General features: G+C 61.7%; 15 protein-coding genes. 3 read left to right on the top strand and 12 right to left on the bottom strand.

Annotation, left to right across the window (positions count from 1 at the left end; all coding sequences use genetic code 11):
* Complete coding sequence (locus CRN80_RS24000) at nucleotides 1-951, top strand: alpha-E domain-containing protein (RefSeq protein WP_044273752.1); 951 nt, start codon at nucleotides 1-3, stop codon at nucleotides 949-951.
* A gap of 101 nt (nucleotides 952-1,052) precedes the next feature.
* On the opposite strand, the gene CRN80_RS24005 is transcribed toward CRN80_RS24000, so the two are convergent.
* Nucleotides 1,053-3,314, bottom strand: coding sequence for an ATP-dependent DNA helicase (locus CRN80_RS24005; protein ID WP_098951526.1), 2,262 nt, complete (start codon nucleotides 3,312-3,314; stop codon nucleotides 1,053-1,055).
* Nucleotides 3,311-4,957, bottom strand: a complete 1,647-nt coding sequence (locus CRN80_RS24010; RefSeq protein WP_098951528.1) for a VRR-NUC domain-containing protein — start codon at nucleotides 4,955-4,957, stop codon at nucleotides 3,311-3,313. Before CRN80_RS24010 ends, CRN80_RS24005 begins: the two co-directional genes overlap by 4 nt.
* Nucleotides 4,958-5,146: 189 nt before the next feature.
* On the opposite strand from CRN80_RS24010, the gene CRN80_RS24015 reads away from it, so the two are divergent.
* Nucleotides 5,147-5,371 carry a YgdI/YgdR family lipoprotein gene (locus tag CRN80_RS24015; RefSeq protein ID WP_003191162.1) on the top strand — a complete coding sequence of 75 codons (225 nt, stop codon included), beginning with the start codon at nucleotides 5,147-5,149 and terminating at the stop codon, nucleotides 5,369-5,371.
* Nucleotides 5,372-5,430: 59 nt separating this feature from the next.
* On the opposite strand, the gene CRN80_RS24020 is transcribed toward CRN80_RS24015, so the two are convergent.
* The 10 genes from CRN80_RS24020 to CRN80_RS24065 form a co-directional block, all read right to left on the bottom strand.
* The gene (locus tag CRN80_RS24020; protein ID WP_098951530.1) at nucleotides 5,431-6,855 is read right to left on the bottom strand and encodes a lipase; all 1,425 of its coding nucleotides are present in this window, start codon (nucleotides 6,853-6,855) and stop codon (nucleotides 5,431-5,433) included.
* A 180-nt stretch (nucleotides 6,856-7,035) separates the two neighbouring features.
* The gene (locus CRN80_RS24025; RefSeq protein WP_098951531.1) at nucleotides 7,036-10,143 is read right to left on the bottom strand and encodes an autotransporter domain-containing protein; all 3,108 of its coding nucleotides are present in this window, start codon (nucleotides 10,141-10,143) and stop codon (nucleotides 7,036-7,038) included.
* 185 nt (nucleotides 10,144-10,328) lie between these two features.
* Complete coding sequence (locus CRN80_RS24030) at nucleotides 10,329-13,286, bottom strand: autotransporter serine protease (protein ID WP_098951533.1); 2,958 nt, start codon at nucleotides 13,284-13,286, stop codon at nucleotides 10,329-10,331.
* 125 nt (nucleotides 13,287-13,411) lie between these two features.
* Nucleotides 13,412-14,752, bottom strand: a complete 1,341-nt coding sequence (locus CRN80_RS24035; protein ID WP_032897411.1) for a TolC family outer membrane protein — start codon at nucleotides 14,750-14,752, stop codon at nucleotides 13,412-13,414.
* 2 nt (nucleotides 14,753-14,754) lie between these two features.
* On the bottom strand, nucleotides 14,755-16,068 hold the full coding sequence (locus CRN80_RS24040; RefSeq protein WP_098951535.1) for an HlyD family type I secretion periplasmic adaptor subunit: 1,314 nt from the start codon (nucleotides 16,066-16,068) through the stop codon (nucleotides 14,755-14,757).
* Nucleotides 16,065-17,816, bottom strand: a complete 1,752-nt coding sequence (locus CRN80_RS24045; RefSeq protein WP_098951536.1) for a type I secretion system permease/ATPase — start codon at nucleotides 17,814-17,816, stop codon at nucleotides 16,065-16,067. The genes CRN80_RS24040 and CRN80_RS24045 overlap by 4 nt, the downstream gene beginning before the upstream one ends.
* A 100-nt stretch (nucleotides 17,817-17,916) precedes the next feature.
* Nucleotides 17,917-18,285 carry a protease inhibitor Inh/omp19 family protein gene (locus CRN80_RS24050; RefSeq protein ID WP_032897419.1) on the bottom strand — a complete coding sequence of 123 codons (369 nt, stop codon included), beginning with the start codon at nucleotides 18,283-18,285 and terminating at the stop codon, nucleotides 17,917-17,919.
* A gap of 48 nt (nucleotides 18,286-18,333) precedes the next feature.
* Entirely contained in the window at nucleotides 18,334-19,767 is a 1,434-nt protein-coding gene (locus CRN80_RS24055; RefSeq protein ID WP_003191149.1) for a serralysin family metalloprotease, read from the bottom strand.
* A 349-nt stretch (nucleotides 19,768-20,116) separates the two neighbouring features.
* Nucleotides 20,117-21,238, bottom strand: coding sequence for a P1 family peptidase (locus CRN80_RS24060; protein ID WP_098951538.1), 1,122 nt, complete (start codon nucleotides 21,236-21,238; stop codon nucleotides 20,117-20,119).
* Nucleotides 21,239-21,247: 9 nt separating this feature from the next.
* The gene (locus CRN80_RS24065; RefSeq protein ID WP_032897426.1) at nucleotides 21,248-22,612 is read right to left on the bottom strand and encodes an APC family permease; all 1,365 of its coding nucleotides are present in this window, start codon (nucleotides 22,610-22,612) and stop codon (nucleotides 21,248-21,250) included.
* 199 nt (nucleotides 22,613-22,811) lie between these two features.
* On the opposite strand from CRN80_RS24065, the gene CRN80_RS24070 reads away from it, so the two are divergent.
* Nucleotides 22,812-23,597 (top strand): helix-turn-helix transcriptional regulator, encoded by a 786-nt coding sequence (locus CRN80_RS24070; protein ID WP_098951540.1) that lies wholly within the window; start codon nucleotides 22,812-22,814, stop codon nucleotides 23,595-23,597.
* Nucleotides 23,598-23,599 lie beyond the last annotated feature (2 nt).

Here is a 23,599-nt window from a genome sequence, read left to right on the forward strand (position 1 = left end):
ATGCTGAGTAGAACGGCTGCAGATCTGTATTGGATGTCGCGCTACCTGGAGCGCGCCGAGAACCTGGCACGCATGCTGGAAGTCAGCTATTCGCTATCGTTGATGCCCCAAGCCGGGCGCAGCGATGGCTTGGACGAATTGGCGATGTCGTTGCTCAGCAGCGGCACCCTGGACAACTACCTGGAACGTCACCAGACCCTGGATGCCGAGCGCATGTTGCACTTCTTTGCCCTCGACGCGGAAAACCCCGCGAGCATCTACAACTGCCTGCGCGCCGCCCGAGGCAATGCCCATGCGGTACGCGGGCGCATTACCGCCGATATGTGGGAAAACCTCAACGCCACCTGGCTGGAAATGCGCAGCATCGCCGCCGGTGGCCTGGCACGGCATGGCATCAGCCACTTCTGTGATTGGGTCAAACAACGCTCACACCTGTTTCGTGGCGCAACCTCGGGCACCATCATGCGCAATGACGCCTACCGCTTCATTCGCCTGGGCACCTTTGTCGAGCGCGCCGATAACACCCTGCGCCTGCTGGATGCACGCTATGAAATGTTCGGCGAAGAGTCCGAAGAAGTCAGCGACCTGTCGGCACGCGGTTATTACCAGTGGAGCGCCCTGCTGCGCGCGTTGTCGTCGTTCGAGGCGTATACCGAGCTGTATCCGAATGCCTTGAATGCACGCTCGGTATCCGAATTGTTGCTGTTGCGCAGCGATGTACCACGTTCGCTGCATGCCTGTATCGAGGAATTGAGCCATATTCTGGCGGACCTGCCCGGCAGTTATGGGCGCACGGCGCAACGCCTGGCGGCGGAGTTCGAGGCGCGGCTGCGGTACACGGGGATTGATGAGATTCTGGAAGATGGGCTGCACACTCGGCTGACAGAATTCATCGACACCGTGCGTGAGCTGGCGCGGGAGATACAAAGCTCCTACCTGGAAGTGGTCTAACACACACCTGTAGGAGCGAGCTTGCTCGCGAAAACTCACCGGCGCCGCGTTTATTCAGAAAGCTGCGTTATCGTTGACGTTTTTCGCGAGCAAGCTCGCTCCTACAGGGGGTTGATCGCCCACCAACGGGGGAGCAACTGGCGTACCCGCGACTCGCCGAAGCGGTCGTCGATCAGCATCACCACCCCGCGATCCTGCTGGCTGCGGATCACCCTCCCCGCTGCCTGCACAACTTTCTGAATGCCGGGATACAGGTAGGTGTAGTCATACCCCGCGCCGAAGACAGCGCCCATACGTGCCTTGATCTGTTCATTCACCGGGTTGAGCTGCGGCAAGCCCAGGGTGGCGATAAAGGCACCGATCAGGCGCGCACCGGGCAGGTCGATACCTTCCCCAAACGCACCGCCCAACACCGCAAAGCCAATGCCTTGGCTGTGGTGGGTGAACTGGTCCAAAAAAGCTTGGCGCTCGGCCTCGGCCATGCCCCGCGCCTGCAACCACAACTCAATCTGCGGGTGCCGTTCGGCCATTAACTGAGCCACCTGTTGCAAGTAATCGAAGCTTGAGAAAAACGCCAGGTAGTTACCCGGTTGCACGGCGAATTGCCGGGCGAGCAGTTCCACAATGGGTTCCAGCGACGCCTGGCGATGCACAAACCGCGTAGAGATGCGGTCAACGATGCTGACCTGCAATTGCTCGGCCTTGAACGGTGACGCCACATCAACCCAGGCAGTATCCGCCGGTAGGCCCAGCAAGTCGGCGTAATAATGGCGCGGGCTCAGGGTCGCGGAAAACAGCACGCTGCTGCGTGCGGCGGTCAACCTGGGCCGGATGAACTCGGCCGGCACCACATTGCGCAGGCTCAGGGTCGAGCTGCTGCGCTTGGCGCTGAACTGGCGTTTAGTGATATCGAAGATAAAGTGCTGGTTGAACAGCTCGGCCACTTTGGCCCATTGCAGCGCGTCGAAGTAGAAGGCTTGCAGGTCGCCACTGAGGGCTTCGGGGTGGTCGTTGAAGTAGTCGCCCATGGCGCTGGTGCACAGGCTCAGAGCCTGGAGCAGTTTCTCCGGTTTTGCCGCGTATGCCTGATACGGCGCGAGTTGGTCCTTGTGCAACGCATTCCACTCGCGGTTCAAGCGCTGCAAGGGTTTCTTCAGTATCTCGGGCGCGCTATCGCGCAAGGTCTTGAGGCTGTACTGGTCCAGGCTGGCGCTGTACATCGAGCGCGCCCGTTCGACCAGGTTGTGCGCCTCGTCCACCAGCACTGCGACGCGCCATTGGTTGAGCTGGGCCAGGCCGAACAGCATGGCGCCAAAGTCGAAATAATAGTTGTAGTCGGCGACGATCAGGTCGCTCCAGCGCGCCATTTCCTGGCTCAGGTAGTACGGGCAGACCTGATGGGCCAGCGCCACGTTGCGCAGGCTGCGTTGATCGAGCAGGCGCACTTGGGCCGCGGCCTGGCGGGCGGCAGGCAGGCGATCGTAAAAGCCCTTGGCCAACGGGCAGGAATCACCGTGGCAGGCTTTGTCCAGGTGTTCGCAGGCCTTGTCCCGAGCCACCAGTTCAAGCACGCGCAGTGACAGCTCGGGGCTGCTGTCGTACAGCACCTGCGCGGCATCCAGGGCCAGCTTGCGCCCGGGCGTCTTGGCGGTAAGGAAGAACAGCTTGTCCAGTTGCTGCGGCGCCAGGGCCTTGAGCAGCGGGAAAATAGTGCCGATGGTCTTGCCAATGCCAGTGGGCGCCTGGGCCATCAGGCACCGGCCCGTAGTCACCGCTTTGTAGACCGACTCGGCCAGGTCGCGCTGCCCGGTACGGAAGTCGGCATGGGGAAACGCCAGGCTCTGCGCAGCGGCGTTGCGTGCGTCGCGATGCTGCATCTCTTGCCGGGCCCAGTCCAGGAACAGCGCGCATTGTTGATTGAAGAACTGCTCGAGGTCTGGCGCATCGAATCGCTGGTTCAGCACGGTTTCGCCTTCGCCGACGATATCGAAGTACACCAGCGCAAGGTCGATATGATCGAGCCCGAGCTTCTGGCACATCAGCCAGCCATACATCTTGACCTGGGCCCAGTGCAGTTGCCGGTGGTTGGCGGGCTGAGCAGCGAGATCGCCACGGTAGGTTTTGACTTCTTCCAGGCGGTTGGCGTCCGGGTCGTAGCCGTCCGCCCTGCCCCGCACCTTGAGCTGCTGGTAGTCGCCCTCCAGGGCAACCTCATGCTGATAATGCGCGCTGCGCCGGGACGCCACCGTACGATGGCCGACAATGCCTTCCTGGGCGCTGGGCGACGGCGTAAAGCGCAGGTCGAGGTCGCCGACCTTGGCGGTGAACTCACACAGCGCCCGTACGGCCACGCTGTAACTCAAGCGGGTTGCTCCGCCCAGCGCACGTAGCAAACGGTGACCGGCATCTGGTATTCACCGCAGAACGCCAGCCAGCGCAACTGGTTGTCTTGCAGGCGATCGCCGGGGCCCTTGACCTCGATCATGCGATAGGTGTTTTGCGCCGGCCAGAACTGGATGAGGTCCGGCATCCCGGCCCGGTTGGCACGGATATCCTGCAACAGGCGCGTAAACCAATGACGCAAGTGCTCGGCGGGCAGGCAGGCCAGGGCTTGCTCCAGCAACTCGTCGCTGAGCAGGTTCCAGAACACGAACGGCGACTGAATGCCCCATTTTTCCACGTAGCGGTGGCGGATGCTGGCCTTGTAGCGACCGTCCTCCAGTTGTGCAAAACACGCGGCAAACAAGGCTTCACGACGCTGATAAAAGTCCTCGCTGTGCAAGTCCGCCGGCCCGCGCTGGAACGGGTGGAAGAACGCCCCCGGCAGCGGCGCAAAAATCGCCTCCCAGCACAACAAGCCAAACAGCGAATTGATCAGGCCATTCTCGACGTAATGCACCGGCGCATCCGGTTCACTCAGGTGCGCCAGCACACAGGACTCCACCGACAGCAGCGGCTCCTGCACCAACGCCAGGTCCAGGCGCGCAATCGCTTGGGGCTTGGCCCTGGGCAGCGCCGGCCCGCCAAGTTTGCGCCGCAGGCGCGGCACGACGCGCAGCAGGTGTTGTTGTTCCGCTGCGTTGTGCGGGGCCTGTTGCGCCTCGCTCGCCAAGGCCATGGCTTGGGCATAATCCTCCTGGCGCTCCAGTACGCGGATCAGCCGCGCCCGCGCTCCGGGATGGGTGCAAGTGCGGTAGATCTGTTCGGCCAGTGCCAGCTCGGCGCAACGTTCACAATACTGGCCGATCTGGAACAGCAGCTTGGCGCGGCGCTTTTCCAGCCAGGGGTTGTCGGTACACAGCGTGGCGACCTGCGCCAACACCGTATCCACTGCCTCACCGGCTTCAAAGGCTTGCTGGCACTGGTGCAGGAACACAAACCCGTGCACGTCGTCACGGCTGCGTAAACCGCGAGACTCGGCGCAGAACTCGACTTTTTCATAGGTGTAGATGCCCAGGTCCGCCAGCACGAACTCCGACCAGTCCTGGTGCAGGTTGCCGAAGAACATCAGGCGCAGGCGATCACACAACTCCATCACCGTCAGGCTATAGAGCACATCGTCCACGTCGGGACACCACTGGGCAAAGCTGCGCGGTTCGGTAAATTGTGCGGCCAAGGGTTCAAGCCAATCGGCCTTGTTGCCCTTGGGTTGATCGATCCAGGGCCTGAAGGCGCCGAGCAGTTCACTTTTTTGCAGCAGCGCAAACAGCGTGGCAAACGGCAGCGGGCTTTGATCCTCCACCCATCCCAACTCACGCAAAGGCCCCGCCGCCGCATGAGGGCAACCGATTTCCAGGTAATGGAGCTTGGCGGCACGAAAATGCACGCCCTTGCGCATTACCATCCGCACCAACAACGCCTGGGACGCCTGGGGCAACCTGTCAAATTGCTGAATGAAATGCTGTTCGTGCGCATCGAGCAAATCGGCATAGCGTTGCCCCAACCACACCAGCACTTGGCGGAAGTTATGCAGGTAATACAAGGGGTCTTCGAGGGGGTTGGCCATGGCGCAGAGCAATCAAATACTGGTTATGCATACAGAGTGCCGGGGCAAAGCGGTTGTTGCAATCAGTAATAGATAAATGGCGCCTGCAACTTTTTGCAAAAAAACAATCTGATGAGGGGGTTGATCAAGTAATATTTATGGCCGTGCAGCCAGACGCTGCGGGACTTTTCAGGGTTAAAGGTAAGGGTTATGAACATGAAGAATTTGGGTCTGCCACTGGTTGCACTCACTTTTCTGGTATTGGCCGGTTGCTCCACGCAAACCGTAGTGACCTTGCAAAATGGCACGCAATATTTGACCAAGGACACGCCCAACGCCAAGACGGCCGACGGCTTCTACGAGTTCACCGATATTGCCGGCAAGCGTATTCGTATCAAGGCCGATGATGTGGCCACGGTGCGTAAGGAAAAATGATCATCTAGCAAAACCCATCAAATGTGGGAGCTGGCTTGCCTGCTCCCACACCGAATGCATCAGCTGATCACTATCCCCTCCCCCGACAGACTGCTCACACCCACCAGCGTCACCGAATCCGTACCAAAGCTAATGACGGTATCCCCGCCCACCACCTTGGCGTGATCGCGGTAATCGGTGCTGCCCGCCACGTCGTTGAACACCAGCTTGTCCGTCGCCTGGTAGCCAATCACCCGGTCATTGCCAAACTGCCCGCTGAACAAAAACGTGTTGTGCCCGCTGCTGTCGCGGATCGTGTCATTGCCCTTGCCGCCTTCGATAAAGTCAACGCCCCTGCCGCCCTTGATCAGGTCGTCACCGTCACTGCCGATGATGAAGGTATTGCCCTTGTGCGCCTCGGCATTGCGGTTGAGGTCTTGCACCCAGGTGGTGGCCCGTGCCGGGTCGGACAGGTTGGCGACGATCACCGTGGAGTCGCGGGTCATCTGTTCGTAGAAGCCCGAGTCGAGGATGCGGGTCATGCCGTCGCCGTAACCGGTGGGCAAGTGCGAAACCCAGGTGGGCAGGTTGAGGATGGAAAACGGCAGCACGTTCCACAGGGATGAGGCGTAGTGGTCGTTGAAGCTGACGATGTTGTCGGTGCTCGATTCGTGGGGTTTATCGTGCACGCCCAGAGACGACAGGTTGAATGACGAGCCATCCAGGGCACGGAACACCGGGTCGTTTTCATAGCCGACGTTAAGCACCTTGTCGCCGGCGCTCTGGGTAGGCGACGCGTAGGCCACGTAGTTGGAGTTCTTATAAAACCCCGACCAGGTGCTGTCGCTCAAGTCGGCCATGCTGTTGACCGCCAGGCCTCCCAGGCTGTGGCCGCTGACCACGACGTCGTTGCCGCCCAGGCCCTGGGCAGTGGCGTAATCCGCCACGTTCTTGAGCAAGCCGCCAAAGGCTTCCCCTGCGTAGTTCTTGGCGTAATCCTTGGGCCCGAAGGCGGCGAGCAGGTCGCTGATCACATCGCCGATGGAGTCGGTGATCACGCTTTCCCGAGGCCCCGAAGTGCCGCGAAAACTGATGCCGAGTTCCAGCAGCTTGCCGGCGTCATCGTACTTGCCCAACACCTCGGCCTGCGCCGTGCCGTAGCCGAATTTTTCGCCAAAGAAGGTGCCGCGCGCATCGACCTTGCCGTTATAGCCTAAGGTACTGGCGCTGATAGGCGTCCAGCCGGCTGCTTGCACCGCCTCAAGGGCGGCCTTTTCCGAGTCGGGGTTCCAGGGGATGCCAGGGATGACCCCTTGGGCGTTGCTGCCGCCAATCAGCGCGCTGACCAGGGTGGCGGGCAAGCCCAGGCCGAGGCCGTTGTTCTGGTAGCCGACGGCAAAGCCGTTATCCAGGTTGTGGTAGGAATACAGCGTGATCGCCATCGCATCGGCGAACAGCGCCTTGGAGTCCTCGGTACCGAGGTTTTTATAGTCAAAGATACCCATTGGTAGTGCCTCTCTGTTGTTGGATTTGTAGAGAAAGCCAAAACACCTGTTATCCGTTACCCCCCTGTAGGAGCGAGCTTGCTCGCGAAAAACTCAAGTGCGCCGCGTTCCTTCAGGTGGAACGCGTCATCGTTGATGATCTTCGCGAGCAAGCTCGCTCCTACAGTGATTTTTAAAGCTTTAGAACGCCCAATCCAGGCTCAAGCCAACGCCGTGCACCTTCTCTTTACTGGCCAGCAGGCCGTTGTAGTCGAAGTTCACCCGCGCATCCTTGCTCAATGCCAGGCTGACCCGGGCCCCGACCAACGCGGCATCGCGCACCATCGGCGCACTTTCTACGGTGAACGAAGGGCCGCCCGAGGCAAACGCCAGGTGCTGCTCCGAATCGGTGCTGCTCAGGTTGTGCTGCCAGCCCAGGGTGCCGGAGACTTCCAGTTGCTGATGGTCGTTGATATTGAAGGTCTTCAAGGCGCGCATACCCAGGGTGCTGAGCACCAGGTCACGGCTGTCGTCGCCACTTCTCAGCGCGGCGGCGTCGCCCTTCTCTTTGAAGCTGTCAGTTGCCAGGTGCACGTAGGCCAGGTTGGCGAACGGCTCCAGGGCCAGCGGTTGCAGGTTGATGCGGTACGCAGCTTCCGTGAACACCTGGGTGCTGTGGGCATCGACCTTGGCCTTTTGCTTGCCGCTGACGTCGCCGTATTGCAGGTCGCGTTTGACATCGGCGCGGTGCCAGCTGTAGGTCGCGCCGCCACTCAGGCGCCAGGCGCCGATTTCATGCCCGGCATAGGCGCCGAAATGGTAGCTGTCGACCGAAGCGCGGCTGTGGGTGCCGCTGCCCATGTTCAGCGACGTGTCGCTGTAGCCGGCCACCAGGCCAATGCGCGTGGCGTCATCGAGGGCACCGTCCACACCGGCGAGCATGCCGCCGATGGAGGTGGTGTAGCCCGCCGTGTCGTTGCGGCTGTCGGTCTTGCCCCATGCGCCGAGTGCCTTGACCCACACGTTGCCACGGCTGTCGATGGCTTGGCTGGCAGCGCCCATTTCACCGTTGCGCAGGCGCTCGCCCACGGCTTCGCGCACGTAGCGGCTGTCATTGACCAGCGCGGTTTCCAGCGCCGGGTAAACCTCGCCGCTCAGTTGCTGGAACGCGCCCTGGGCCGAGGCGGCCGTGGGTGCCAGCAGCAAGCTTTCATACACGCCATTGCCCGCGCCCAATTGCTCGGCGGCGGCGGCCACGGCGCGCTGGTTCGGCGTGGCGGCCACGCTGGCGAAGCTGTTGGTGCGTGCCACATCCAACTGCACACCGTTGGCGGCGTAGTTCAAGGTGCCGCCGACAAACAGGTAGTTGGGCACCACTGCCGCGAAGCTGCCGGTGACGCCGCCTGCCGCTTGCAGGATGTTGTACTGACGGCCGATCAGGCTTTGGGCCTGGGTCGCGCTCAACAAGGTCGGGCTGTTTTCCAGGGCCAGCGTCACAGTGCCGCCGTTGAGGGTGGCGGTGCCGCCGGCGACGATGCGATCGCTGCTGGTGGGCGACAGTTCTACCGCGTAGGTCGAGCCCGGTTCAAAGTTGACGTTGCCCGCCACGTTCAAGGTGCCGATGGAATTGCCCGGCGCCACGGTGCCGCCGCCGTTCGCCCTCAGCGAACCGATACGCCCCGAACCACCGACCACGCCGCTCTGGCTCACGGTAACGTCGGAGGTGACCGAACCGTTGATCGCCAGCAAACCCTGGTTGACCCGCGTCGGCCCGCTGTAGGTGTTGGTGCCGGTGAGCACCAAGGTACCGATGCCCTGCTTGGTCAAGCCGCCGTGGCCCGAGATGTCGTTGCTCCACACATCCCGGCCGCAGTGCAGGTCGTCGCACACACGCTGGGTGGGTTTGCCGGCATCCACCACCGCGCCGACACCCGGCAAATCCGCGACGAACTGGCCGCTGCCGTAGGCACCGTCGATACGGAACTCGGCTGGAATATCCTCGGCGGTGATAAACATCCCGGGGCCGTTAACCGCCTTGCCCAGGTTGATCATGCCCCAGCCGTACAGCGAGTCGATGCCCGGCGCGCCGAGGTCGGTGGCGGTGGTCTTGAGCACGGTGGAGATCTGGTCGCCGCTCATGTATTGGAAGCGCTCCATCAGCACCGCTGCGGCGCCCGCCACGTGAGGTGCGGCCATGGAGGTGCCATTTTTGTTGGCCCAGTCGGTAGTAAGGTTTTCCAGGCTGTTGCCGTTGATGATCGAACTGTAGATCTTGGTGCCGGGTGCCGACACGCAAAAGCTCGCCGCATAGCCACAACGCGAGGAGAAGGTACTGATCACGTAAGGATCGGGGCTGGCGGTATTCGGGTTCTGCTGGAGGGCCGCGACGGACAGCCAGTTAGGCGCGATCTCTGGCACAAAATACGCAAGGCCGGAAATCGCATCCGGGTTGTTGAGGTTGTAGTCATTGCCTGCGGCAAAGATGGTCAGCACGCCGCTGCGGGCCGCGTCGATGGCGCCTTGGTACGCGCCACCTGCGAGGGTGCCGAGGATCGGCCGGATGGTATTGAACTGCGCCTGGGCCTCGTTGACGGTGAAGTTGGGGAACGCCGGATCACGACCGCCCTTGGCGTACTGATCACCGATGCCGATACCCCAGCTGTTGTTGATGATGCGCGCGCCACTGGCGACCAACCCATCCCAACCGGCCTTGTACACGGCGCCGTCGTTGCCAAGGATAATCCCGTCTTCCGGCCCCGGGTCACCGTTTTCGGCGGTGAGGAGCTGTGCGTTGAACGCCACGCCATGCATCGGCCCGCCATCGCGGTTACCGGCCGCAATGCCGCCGACGTGGGTGCCGTGGTTACCCAGCTTGCCGTTGGAGTCCTTGGACGGCGTGCCGTCGTAGCGGAACGCGTCGCCGGCCTTCACCGGGATATACGGGTCGGTGTATTGGCGAATGCCCTCGGTGACAATCGTCACCACTTTGTTAGGGCTGGCGAACTCCGGGTGCTGGGCGTACACCGGCTGGTCGAAGATCCCCAGCTTGACGCCCTTGCCGGTGTAGCCGGCCGCATAGGCGGTGTCGGCGTGCACGGCGCCCAGGCCCCAGTCGGCCTTGAACTCATTGCTGCGCCAGCTGGCGGCGTCGCCCAGTTTGCCGGTTTCCACATAGGGTGCGGCCTGGGCAGTCCCCAGGCTTGCCAGGCAACACAGCAACGCGCCGTATGGCACGCAGCTCAGCGCCTTGAGCGGATAGCCCGGGCCTGTGTGGATGGCGGTAGTTAACCCTGACTTGCGTTTTTTCACGGTGACCTTCCTTAGTTTTCTTATTGCACGTGTGTAAATCACTTTCTCCAGAACACCGCCGCTGATCGTTCCCACGCTCCGCGTGGGAATGCGGTCCCGGACGCTCTGCGTCCCAAAGCGTGACGCGGAGCGTCACAAGAGGCGTTACCACGCGGAGCGTGGGAACGATCAGGTTCGCAGTGTCTTCAGAACTGCCAGTTCAGGCTCAAACCCACGCCCTGGGTTTTCGCGCGCCCACCCAGTTGGCCGTTGTAATCCAGGTTGACCCGCGTCGATGCATTCAGCGCCAGGCTGGCCTGCACGCCCACCAACGCGGCATCGCGCAGCAATGGCGCACTGCGCACCGCAAATGAAGGCCCGCCTGCAACAAACGCCAGGTGCTCTTCGGACTCCACCGCCGTCAGGCTGTGTTGCCAGCCCAACGAACCGGACAGGTCCAGTTGCTGGTGGTCATTGAGAGCCAGGGTTTTCAAGGCCCGTACGCCAAGGGTGCTGAGCACCGCATCACGCCGGTCGCTGCCGCGCTCCAGGGCCGCGGCATCGCCTTTCTCGCGGAAGGACTCGCTGTTCAGATGCACGTAAGCAAGATTGGCGAACGGCTCCAGGGCTACCGCTTGCAGGCGGATGCGGTACGCGGCTTCGGTGAAGACTTGCGCCGTGGTCGCGTCCAGCTTGGTTTTTTGCTTGCCGCTGACATCACCCCATTGCAGGTCGCGCTTCACATCGCCGCGATGCCAGCTGTAGGCACCGCCGACGCTCAGGCGCCAGTCACCCAGCTCGCGCCCGGCGTACGCGCCAAAGTGGTAGCTGTCGATGGACGCCGATGAATGGGTACCGCTGCCCATGTTCAAGGAGCTGTCGCTGTAGCCGGCAACCACACCCACGCGGGTCTGCTCATCCAGCGCGCCATCCACGCCCGCCAACAGGCCACCGATGGAGGTGGTGGAACCCGCCGTTTCAGTGCGGCTATCGGTCTTGCCCCAGGCGCCCAGCGCCTTGAACCACAGGTTGCTTTCACCGGTCACTGGCACATGGCGCAGGCGCTCGCCCACGGCATTGCGCAGTTGCAGGCTGTCGTTGATCAGCATCGCACCCACAGCCGGGTAGATTTCCCCGGACAGTTGCTGCAAGCCCTGCTGGGCCACGGCAACCGATTGCGACTGCAGCAGGCTTTCATACACCGGGTTGCCGGCGCCCAATTGCTCGGCGGCGGCTGCGACGTTGCGCTGGTTGCGGGTGGCGCCGACGCTGGCGAAGCTGGCGTCGTTGCGCCCCACGTTCAGTTGCACGGCATTGGCGGCGTAGTCGAGGGTGCCACCGAGGAACAGGTAGTTGGGCAGCACTTGCCCGAACTGGCCCTGAATGCCGCCCGCCGCCTCGAGAATCGAGTACTGCCGGCCGATCAGACTTTGGGCCTCGCTCTGGCTGAGCAAGGTGGGGCTGTTTTCCAGCGCCAGCGTGACGGTGCCGCCGCCCAGAATCGCCTGGCCACCGGCGACAATGCGGTCGCTGCTGGTTGGCGTCAGTTCCACGGCATAGGTCGAGCCGGCGCCGAGGTTTACATCCCCCGCCACTTGCAAGGTACCCACCGAATTGCCCGGCGCCACACGGCCGCCACTGTTTACCGACAACGCGGCGATACGTCCGGAACCACCCAGGGTGCCGCTGTCATTGACCGTCACTGCCGACGTCAGCGAGCCATTGACGGCCAACAGACCGCCGTTGACCAGGGTTGCGCCGCGATAGGTGCTGTCGCCGCTGAGCACCAGGCTGCCGGCACCGGCCTTGATCAGGCTGCCTTCGTACACGCGGTTGGCGGCGGCCTGGTCGCGGGCGTTGCCGATGGCGTAATCGGTCTGGTCCTGCTGGCTGGCAGTGGCGCCCACGCCGTTTTGCCAGCCCTTGTCGATCAGGGTTTGCTGCCAGGCCGTGTGCTCGGCGCGGTCCTCGGCCTGGCGCTGAAGTAGCGCCTGGTCGGAGATGCCGTTGCTCCACACGTCACCCTGACCGGCGGCCAGGTTGACCTCTATGGGCCCGAGCAATTGCCCTGGGCCGTGCATCGCCCGGCCCAGGTCAGGCACGCCCCAGCCGACGATGGCGTTAGGCGCCTGGGTGATCGAGCCGTCGAGCTGGGTGGCGGTGGTCAGCAGCACCTGCAAGGCTTGCTCGTTGGTCATGTAGGGATAACGTTCCATCACCAGCGCCAACGCGCCAGTGGCATGGGGCGCCGACATCGAGGTGCCGGACTTCACCCCATACCCGCCGTCGGGAATGGTGCTGTTGATCAGCGCGCCGGGGGTAGAAATACACCAGTACTTGGCGACGCCGCACTTGTTGTATTTCTGGTTATTGGCTTTATCCAGCCCGGATACGGCCAGCCAGTGGCCTTCCAGTTCCGGCTGGAAATACGGCAAGGCCGAGCGCACGCTGGCGTTGGCATAGCCGCTGTTGCCGGCGCTGAACACGTTGATCACACCGGCCTTGGCCACGTCCGCAGCCGCGTCCAGCCAGGTGCCCCGGTTGTAATGCTGGGCGTACGCCGCATGCATGTTGTCCAGGGTCTGGTAGCTGACGTCCTTGGGCTGGCTGCCCCAGCTGTTGTTGATGGCGCGCACGCCGGAGTCCACCAGGGCGGTGTACACGGTCTTGAAGTATTTGGGGTCTGGCGTGGGGCCGAACAGGAAGCTGTCGTTGGCGTTGGTGTTGCCCACATAGACTTGCGCGTTGTACGCAACCCCATGCATGCCCACGCCGTCGCGAGCGGCGCCCATGGTGCCGGTGACGTGGGTGCCGTGGGAGTCATTGTTCGGGTTGAGCGCGCCCGTGGTACTGAAGGCGCTGCCATCGACATAGGTGCCAGTGGCGGTGACCGGGTGGAAACGGTCTTTGGCGGCTTCGGGGTGATTGGCATCGAACCCTGAGTCCAGTGCGCCGATTTTCACGCCTTGGCCGCTGATCCCGGCTGCGTAGGCTTCATCGGCTTTCATGCGGCCCAGGCCCCAGTCGCTCTGGTACTCGGCCGAGCGCCAGCTGGCAGGGTTACCCGGCTGGCCGGTCTCGGTGTATTGCGCCTGTGCCGCAACGGACAGCAGCAGCAAGGAACCAGCGGTGAAGGGTTTGAAACGCGGTGAATCGGTGATCATGTGCACACTCCCTATTATTGTTATTCCCCCTGTAGGAGCGAGCTTGCTCGCGAAGCACTCACAGACTCCGCGTGCATCCAGGTTGCCCGCGTTATCGTTGACGTTTTTCGCGAGCAAGCTCGCTCCTACAGTTTTCCATCCGGGCCGAAGGCTTCGTCCACTTTGGCCAAGTCGGTGTCGCGCAAGTTGCCCGCGTAGTAGTGCAATTTGGTCCAGGCCATCAAGTAGTCATAACGCGCCTGGGCCAGGTCGCGGCGGGTGCTGTACAGCTGCTGTTCGGCGTTCAGCGCGTCGAGGTTGACGCGCTCGCCGCCGAGAATGCTTTGCTTGGTCGACACCACCAGCGCCTCGGCGGATGCCAGGGCTTTCTGATAGGCGCGCAACTTGCTCACGCCTGACAGGCACGCACTGAACTGGCGACGCAGTTCGATCAGGGTTTCGCGGGTCTTGCCTTCCAGCTCGTACTCCGCCTGCTCCATGGCGCGGCTGGCCTGGCGGGTGGAGGCCGAGATACCGCCACCGGCATACAGCGGCATGCTCACTTCGACGCCGATGGTGTTGGTGTCATAGCGCTGGTTATAGGTGTTGCCGCTGTCGGACTCCTGCTTGCGCGAGGTGGCATACGCGGTGATGCGCGGCAGATGCCCGGCGCGGTTGCGTTCCACTTCATAGCGCGCCACTTCCAGGGACTGGCGTTGCGAAGCCAGCACCGGGTTGTTGGTCAGCGCCAATTCATGCCAGGTGTCGTAGTTGGCTGGGGTCAGGGTGAACGCGGCAAAGCTCTGGTTCAGCGGTGCCAGGTCGTTGATGTTGACGCTTTGCACGCCGATCAACGCGCCCAGTTCCCGAAGCGAGGCGTCCTGCTCATCCAGGGCCTGGATCTCTTCGGCGGTGGCCAACTCGTAGCGCGACTCGGCTTCAAGGATATCGGTGCGGGTGCCCTCGCCTTGCTCGAACAGATGGCGGTTCTGCTGGAATTGTTGTTCGAAGGCCTTCTTCTTGGCCCTGGCGATGTCGATCTGGTCCTGGGCAAACAGTGCCTGGGTGTAATAGCTCAACACCCGCACCAGCAACGCCTGGCTCTTGTCGCGAAAGCTTTCATCGGCGAACAGCGCCTGGGCCACGCCCTTGCGGTAGTTGGCATAGGCTTCGTAGTCGAACAGTGGCTGTTGCAGGCTGAAGGTCGAACCGTAGCTGTTGTAGTTGCGGTCGTCGCGATAGCTGCCACCGCGTCCGTCAGGCAGGTGCGCTTCGGAATTATTGCGGCCCTTGTTGTAGTTGTAGGACAGCCGCGGCAGCAAGCCGGCGCGGCCAATGGTGCGGTTTTCCAGGCCGGCGTCGCGCTCCTTGATGGCGCCAAGGAACACCGGGTCGTTGCGCAGCGCCTGCTCGTACACATCAAAGGGCCCCATGGCTGCCTGGGCACTGCCACACACCAACAACAGCGAAATGAACACTGGCTTCATGCTCATTCCTCGGTCAACGCGGAGCCGGCGCGGTCCAGCAGCGGCTTGAACAGGTAGTTGAGCAAGGAACGCTCGCCGGTGCGCACGAACATCTCGGCGGGCATGCCGGGTTTGATCACCAGGCCGTTGAGTTTTTCCATCGCCGCCTCGCTGACGCTGGTGCGCAGCACGTAATACGGCGCACCGGTCTTTTCATCGAGCATCTGGTCGGCGGAGATCAGGCTGACTTCGCCCGGTACCCGTGGCGTGCGGCTTTGGTTGAAGGCGGTGAAGAGGATGTCGACCGGCAAGTGCGTGCCGACCTTGTCCACCAAATGCACCGGCAGGTGCCCTTCCACTTCCAGGCGTGTGCCCTGGGGCACGATCTCCAGCAAGGTTTCACCGGCGCGCACCACGGCGCCTTCGGTGTGCACGCTCAGGTTAACGGCGATGCCATCGGCCGGCGCGTTGATCTCGCTGTGTTGCAGGTTGAAGCCGGCGGAGGTCAGTTGCTGCTCCAGGGTCAGGCTGCGCAGTTGCGCGTCGGCCAATTGGCTGCGCACCTCTTTTTGATATTCCTCGCTGTGCTGCTGCAATTTGAGCCGCGACTCGACAATGCCCTGCTCTATCCGGCCGCTTTCACCGGCGTTTTGCGCCAGGCCCTGCTGCACCTGAGACAACTGGCGCTGGTAGTCCATCAGCCGGTTGCGCGGGATGTAGCCGTTGTCGGCCAAGGGTTGCAGGTTGCTCAGTTGCGCGCGCAGGGATTGGGCCTGGGCGGTCAGGTCACTGCGCGCACGGCGCATGCCGCTCAACTGTGACGTGGCGCCTTCGATGCTGGCGCGAATCCCGGCTTGTTCACGGGCAAACGCGTCGCGGCGGCTGCTGAACAGTTGGCGCTGGCCTTCGAGCACCAGCATCAGGGCTGGGTCGGGATTGGCGCTCAGCTCAGCGGGAAAGGTGATGCTGGAAAGGTTGTCACGTTCGCTCTGCCAACGCGCCACGCTGGCCCAGGCCATGCGGTACTGGGCTTGCAGCGATTGCACATCGGCCTGGTTCTGGGTCTGGTCGAGACGAAACAGCGGCTGGCCTTGTTTGACCAGTTCGCCCTCCTTCACCAGGATCCGGCTGACCACGCCGGGGCTGAAGGTTTGTACGGCCTTGCGCTTGCCAGACACCACCACGGTGCCTTGGACCGGGATGCCCTGGTCCAACGGTGCGAGGCTGGCCCAGAGGAAAAAACCACCGGCACCGACAATGGTCATCACCCAGCCCATTTTTACGAAAAAGCCGGCATCACGTTCTTTGCTACGAGGTTCAACAGTAAGGCTGCTCATGCGCCTGGATTCCTTCCGGCTTGATACTGACGACTGAAACTCACGCCGGGTTTCTCCTTCGGCGCTTCCTGCTGGCCGGACAACGCGCGCAGCACGTCTTGGCTGGGCCCGAAGGCTTGCAGATGCCCGTCGTTGAGTACCAACAGCTTGTCGGCCTGGGCCAACGCCGAAGAACGGTGGGTGACCAGCACCACACTGCTGCCCTGGGCTTTCATCTGCACGATGGCACTGGCCAACGCTGCTTCGCCGACGGTGTCGAGGTTGGAGTTGGGTTCGTCCAGCACGATCAGACGCGGCCCGCCGTACAGGGCGCGGGCCAGGGCCACGCGTTGTTTCTGCCCACCGGACAAACCACCACCGTTGTCGCCCAGCAACGTGTCGTAGCCTTGGGGCAGGCGCAGGATCAGTTCATGCACGCCGGCCTGTTGCGCGGCCTTGACCACCCGTTCCGGGTCGGCTTCGCGAAAGCGCGCGATGTTGTCGGCAATGCTGCCGCTGAACAGCTCGATGTCCTGGGGCAAATAACCGATATGCGGGCCGAGGTCGTCGCGGTTCCAGCGGTGAATATCCGCGCCGTCCAGGCGTACGGTACCGGCCAGGGTCGGCCACACACCCACCAGAACGCGAGCCAGGGTGGACTTGCCGGAACCCGACGCGCCGAGCACGCCCAGCACCTCACCGGCCGCCAGGTTGAAGCTGACCTGGTGCAGGGTCGCCATGCGCCGCCCCGGTGGGCCGGCGCTGACCTGTTCGAAACTGACCTGGCCGTTGGGCGCAGGCAAAGCCATGTGCTCGGCCTCTGGCGGGAATTCACGCAGCAGTTCGTCGAGGCGCTGGTAGGCCAGCTTGGCCGAGCTCCATTGTTTCCACACCGCAATCAATTGGTCGATGGGGCTGAGTACCCGGCCCATCAAGATGGAGCCTGCGATCATCATGCCGGCGGTCATGTCGCCCTTGATCACCAGGTAGGCGCCCAGGCCCAGCACCAAGGATTGCAGGCACAGGCGCAGGGATTTGCTTAAGGAGGTGATGATCGAACCGGTGTCGCTGGCCTGGTTCTGCAAGCCCAGGAACTTCGAATGCACGCCAAACCAGCGTTGGCGCAGCGCGCCGAGCATGCCCATGGCCTGGATGGTTTCGGCGTTGTGCAAATGGCTGGTGGCCAGTTGGGTGGACTGCTGCGAATAACCGCTGGCCTCACCCAATGGCTTTTTGGTCAGGTATTCGTTAAGGCACGCCAGGCCAATCAACAACACCGCGCCCGCAGTGGCCAGTACGCCGAGCCACACGTTGAAGAGGAAAATCACGAACAGGTAGATGGGGAACCACGGCGCATCGAAAAACGCGAACAGCGCCGGCCCCGTGATGAATTGGCGCAGAGCGGTCAGGTCGCCCAAGGATTGCCCGGCATGCCCCTGGCCGCGCTGCAGGTTGCGCTCGAACGCGGCTTTGTACACGCGCAAGTTGAAACTTCGTTCCAATTGGCTGCCGATGCGGATCACGATAAAGCTGCGCACCACTTCCAGCAGGCCGATAAACGCAAAGAAGCCCACGACCATCAGCGTCAACATCACCAGAGTGGTTTCATTCTGGGAGGACAGCACACGGTCATACACTTGCAGCATGTAAATCGAGGGCACCAGCATTAATAGGTTAATCAATGCCGTGAAACAGCCAACGCTGATCAAAATACTCTTGTACTCACCCAGCGCCCTGAATAAGGGCGCAACCCCATGGGACTTCGCCATATTAATTGTTTTTCCTTGCAGCGAATTACGCAAAAGGGTCACCCCTACCAAGTAGGGTACGGCCGCCTAACAAATCGAGTTATATGCTTATAACTTTTAATTAAGGTTTTCGTTGCAACGTTACAACTTCGCCAGCTTTAGTGCGGGCTTGATAGTCGCCCTCTTTCTGGCGATTCAAATGGGTGATCCCTGAGCCTTCAGCGTTAAACAACCAGATGCCATCCGGCGTGGGCGACCACGTCAGCGGCTTGTCGCCCAGCCATTGCTCGGCACAGGCGATATCGCCTTCCAGAGCATTGGCTTGCTCCACTAACTTCAGCGCGCACACCTGATCCTGCTGCTTCAACTCCCATTGCCCGGCAAGCTGCGCGGCGGTGGGTAATACAAGACTGCTAGCCATTGCGTGGGCTCCTGCCGACACGAACAACACCTGCACAACACAGGCGATCAAAGGGGAAAAACGTGGCATATCCAACTCCAGCCTGGAGCGCGGCGCCGAAGCACCGCGCGTTTTACATCAGGCTACGATGTCACTGGCAGCGGCTTGGCCAACGGTGGTGACGAGGAAATCCGCCACGCCGTGCCCGGAGAAGTCCACGGCCAAAGTGCCCAGGTTGGTACCTGAGGCATAGCTCAGTACAGCATCGCCGGCATGCCCGGTAAAGGCGTTGACGAAGGTCACGCCCGCACCCTTGGTAATGCCAGACAGGTCGATCTTGTCCGAACCGGAGGTGAAGTCGAAGATCTTGTCCGCAGCCCCTGGTTTGGAGTCGGAACTGGCACCGTACACGAAAGTGTCGCTGCCAGCGCCGCCCCACAGCTGGTCCGCACCGCCGCCGCCGTAGATGAGGTCGTTGCCGGCCCCGCCCTTGATGGTGTTGGCGACTTGGTTACCAATGATCAGGTCGTTGCCCGCACCGCCGAACGCGTTCTCGATGGTGACGCCCTTGGCGATGGACACGTTGCCCACCAGGCCGCCCACATCAGAGAACGAAGTGGCCGTGAGGTTGATCTTCTGGTTCTGGGTGAAACCGGAGAAGTCCAGGGTGTCGTTGCCGCCACCGTCCCATACCGAGAACACCAGCTTGTCGGCGTTGGATGTGGCGCTGAGGAAATCACGCCCGGTGTTGGAGTTGAACCCGTAGGTGGTGTCCGTGGCGCGGGTGCTGAGGTTGGCACCGTAGAGCTTCTGGATCGCGGCGATGTCGTCGATCAGCGGGCCAGAAGCGTAAGCTTCGACGCCGCCTTTGCTGAAGTTCTGGTTGGTGTTGCTCTCGCTCCAGTAACTCATGAGGCTATAACCACGCGTGTCCTGTCCATAGGTTGCGTCGTTATAGGTCGGGTTGCCGTTCCCGGCGTTGTAGTCGCCAGGGTGAGCCAGGCCCAGGGTGTGGCCGATTTCGTGGGTCAGGGTCTGCCGGCCATAGTTGTTCAGGTCCGGGGTCTTGTTCGGCGTGTAGCTGTTGTTGGTCAGGTACCACGAAGTGCCGTCGTAGCCTGCGCCGGTACCGGGCAGGTAAGCGAAGGCCGCGGCGCCGTCCTGGCCACTGCTGTAGTTGCCGAAGGTCATGTGGCCGTCACCGCCGGAAGCCTTTTCGGTAAAGGTCACGTTGGCGACATCCGCCCAGGATTGCATGGCCAGTGCGGCCTGTGCTTTCTGCTGGGTGTTGAATTGGCTGAACCCCGAGATGCCATGTTTGTTCATGGTGCTCTGGGTAGCCGAGGTGAGGAAGGTGTAGGTCAGATCGATCTTGCCGTTGCCATCAAAGTCCCGGTACGCAGCACCATCCCGCAGCAGCTGGGTCGCTGCCTGGTCCACGGTGTAGGACGGTTTGCCATTGACCGTGAGGTTGCCGCCACGGTCATACAAATGGCTGAAGCTATCGATTTGCGAGTAAGCAGTGCTGGCTTGCGCGGCAGATACAATAGCTTTGTCTTTTACTTTTGACATAAACGTACTTCCTTGTTTGCAAGTGCATCAGTCTTTGTTCGATAGGAACCTCGCGGGCGAGGATAGTCCTATCACTCACCTCTTTTGAAGGCGTAAGAAAACTGACACAACTTGAAATCTTTCGTCTACATCTATTTCCATCGCACAACTGTGACGCAGGTTCAAGTTGCAGAAGTCCCACGCAGTGTTTATTGGGGGCCGTTGCATTTGTGTGGCCGAATCGGCGCACAGCACTATTTAAATATTAAATACAAGTAAAGCCGCTCTAAGTGAGCGGCCTACTTGATTAATGGATCCAATATATTGTCACGGTGTCATTAGCAACATTAAAGAGCCACTATCGGCACTATTAAAGTGCGCTGTCCCCCATTACCGGGACACTCCAGCCACACTGTTTCAACGCCGCCAAGAGGGTTTCGCCAGCCAGGCCCGGTACCTTGACGCCGTCCTGGGTGGTCATGTCTTCACCTGCCAGAATGGCGTTGATGATCGCCTCCTCCACCGCCTCTGCCGCCGCGCTGAACAGCGGCGAAATATGATCATTGTTGACCATCTGCAAGCCGGTGCTGAGCGGCAGGTCCTTGCGCCCATAGTCCGCTGGTGGCAAATCCTGGTTACCGGTGGCAAACGCAAGGAACAGGTCACCGCTGGAATCCTCGGTGCCACCACCGGTGCGCGCGATGCCGATGGACGCGCGCTGCGCCAGGCGCTGGCACTGGTGGGGCAGCAAAGGTGCGTCCGTGGCGATGATCACCACGATGGAGCCCATGCCGGGGGTACCTCGCTCGGCAAAGGGCGAAGCAATGTCCATCAAGTGACGGCCCACCGGGTAGCCATCGACCCGCAGCTCCTGGCGCTTGCCATGGTTGGCCTGCACCAGTACGCCGACGGTCCAGCCGCCCTGCTCCGCTGACAACCGCCGTGACGCGGTGCCGATGCCGCCCTTGAACTCATGACAAATCATGCCGGTGCCACCGCCTACCGCGCCTTCCTGCACCGGCCCGCTTTCAGCCTGCTCCAGGGCCTGGCGCACATGCTCCGGGCGCACGTGCTGGCCCCAGATATCGTTGAGCAGGCCATCGTAGGTTTCCATGACCACCGGCATGCACCAGTACACCGCCGGGTCCGCCAGGCGCTCGCGCTCCAAGGCGATCAGGCTGTCGCGCACCACCCCGATACTGTGGGTGTTGGTAATGGCCATCGGCGTGGTCAACAGCCCCGCCTCGCTGATCCATTCAAGCCCCGTGGCGTCGCCATTGCCGTTGAGCACGTGGTAGCCAGCAAAACACGGTTGATACCGCGCTTCCCCGGCACGCGGCTGGATCAGCGTAACACCGGTGCGCACCTGCTTGCCGTCGACCTGCGCCTTGAGCGTGGCATGGCCGACGCGAACCCCGGGAACATCGGTGATGGCATTCAATTCGCCGGGCAGGCCCAGCCCCAACGTGATGCCCAATTGACGTGCACGCATACCCACTCCTTACAATTTCTGAAACGCCGGACTCAACCGGCCACTGATGCAATACAAAATAACCGACAGGGCCAGCAAGCCGATGATGATCATGATGTCGCGTACCGAGGCCTCCAGGATCAAGGTGACCAGCAGGTAACCGGCACCGAGCACCGCCAGCAATGCCGGCAGCGGCCATAACGGCATGCGATAGGGATGCTCGCGATCACGCAACAGCACCCGGCTCATCAGCGCGCTCAGCGCCACCACCAAGTACACCAGCATGATCAGCAACACGCTGAACGAGGTCAGGTCGGCCAGGTTGGAGCTGAAGCTCAACAGCGCCGAGGGTATCGCCAGAAACAGCGTCGCCAGCCACGGCGAGTCCCAGCGCGGGTGAATACGTGTGAACAGCTTGTTGATACTCGGCGTCCACAGCGCATCGCGACCGCTGCTGAACACCACCCGGCCAATCTGGATCACGATGGCGACGATGGCATTGAACACCGACAGGAAAATCCCGGCGCTCACGAGCCGCGACAAGGTTTCATTGCCATGGCTGGTCAACAGGTAGCCGATCGGGTCGGGGCTGCTGATCATCTCGCTCAGTGACGGCGCGCCGATCAACAGCGCAGTGATAGGCACCAACTCGATCACCACCACCAACCCCAACGACCACAGTACCGCCTTGTGCACGCCCTTGCCGCCGCACTTCATGTCTTCGGCCAGCAACACCGCCGGGCCGTAGCCATTGAACGAGAACAGGCCGATGCCGACGGCGCCGATCACCAAAGCCCAGGGCGCCAGGTGCAACACGCCGTTTTCGACGATCTGCGGCTGCAACAACACACTGGCCGGCTGCACCGGGTTACCGAAGCCGATCACCACAATCACCAGCAACGCCGCCACTTCCAAGAGCAGGCAAGTGCCGGTAATCCAGGCGTTGAGCTTGATATTGAGGATGCCTAGGGCGTAGCTGCACACCACGATCACCAGGGCGACCGTTTGCGCGTCGAACTGGGTGCCCAGGGCGTTATTCAGATAAGTCGCCGCACCGGTGGCCAACACCGGGGGGATAAACAGCAACATCACCAGCACCGTCAGGAAAGTGGCGTAACCGGCCATGCCACCAAACACACGCTTGGCATACACGTACTCGCCACCGGCGCTGTTATGGGCTCGGCCGAGTTCGGCGTAACAGAAGGCGAACATCAACGCGAGCAGCGCCGCCATCACAAACGCCAGGAACACGCCACTGCCCGCCTGCTGGATGGCAAACGGGGCGATTACAAAGACGGAACTGGCCGGCGTTACCGCTGAAACGGTAATGGCCACGACATCAAAGACGCTCAGGGTGGGCTTGAGCACGCCATCGGGCGCGGGGGTAGCACTCATATCGTTATCCTCTGTCGTTGTTTTTGGTGTGAGGCAGAAACGAAAAATGATATTTGCTCGGGATATGCTTCCCGTTGAGTAGTGGCGACGTTATCGGCTGACGGGCCTGTCGGCCAATTCCCCTATTGGCGTACTCCCCTTGACGGTACTCGCCAGAAGCCTAACCCTTGGCCGATCATTTTAGGGTGGGGATGGTTGGATGAGCCTGTTCCGGGAAGTGGGTATGCATGCGGGGTTGGGCCGCACCTTGTCTCAGATCGGCACCGAGCGGTTCTGGAAGCAACTGGTGCTGTTGTTGCACCAGTGCCTGCCCTTCGATAATGCCCTGGCGATTTTCTACCCGCTGGATGGCCCACCCCAGGCCCTGGAAGAGTACGACGCCCAACCCAGCAGCAAGCCGGCGTCGATGCTGGTGTACCTCAACGGCCTGTACCTGCTCGACCCGTTTTACCAGGCGTGCCGCGAGCACTATGCCAGCGGCGTATACCGCCTGGAGGAAGTGGCGCCGGACCATTTTCGCCAAAGTGAGTACTTCCTCAATTACTTCCACGACAACGTGCTGGAAGACGAAGTGCAATTGATCCTGCAATTGCCCGGCGCGGGCACGCTGTCGCTATCACTGGGTATGCAGCGACGCTTCAGCTTTGAAGAAATCGGGCTGTTGAACACGCTGTCGGCCTGGGTGTTGCCGCTCATGCAGCAGCATTGGCAGCAAAGCACGCAGCGGGCACCGGCCATGGACAGCCAGATTCGCGATGCGCTGAGTCATTTCGGCAGCGGTGTGCTGTCGGACCGCGAGCTGGAAATCGCCCGGCTGGTGTTGCGTGGGTTCTCCTCCAAGGCCATGGCCGAACGCCTGAAGATCTCGCCGGACACGGTAAAAGTGCACCGCAGGCATTTGTACGCCAAGCTGGACATCTCGTCGCAGCCCGAGTTGTTTTCCCTGTTCATTCAGTCGTTGGGCCATGACCTGGAGAATCCATAGGC

The sequence above is a fragment of the Pseudomonas sp. FDAARGOS_380 genome, from assembly GCF_002591235.1.
GTDB classification, from domain to species: domain Bacteria; phylum Pseudomonadota; class Gammaproteobacteria; order Pseudomonadales; family Pseudomonadaceae; genus Aquipseudomonas; species Aquipseudomonas salmasensis.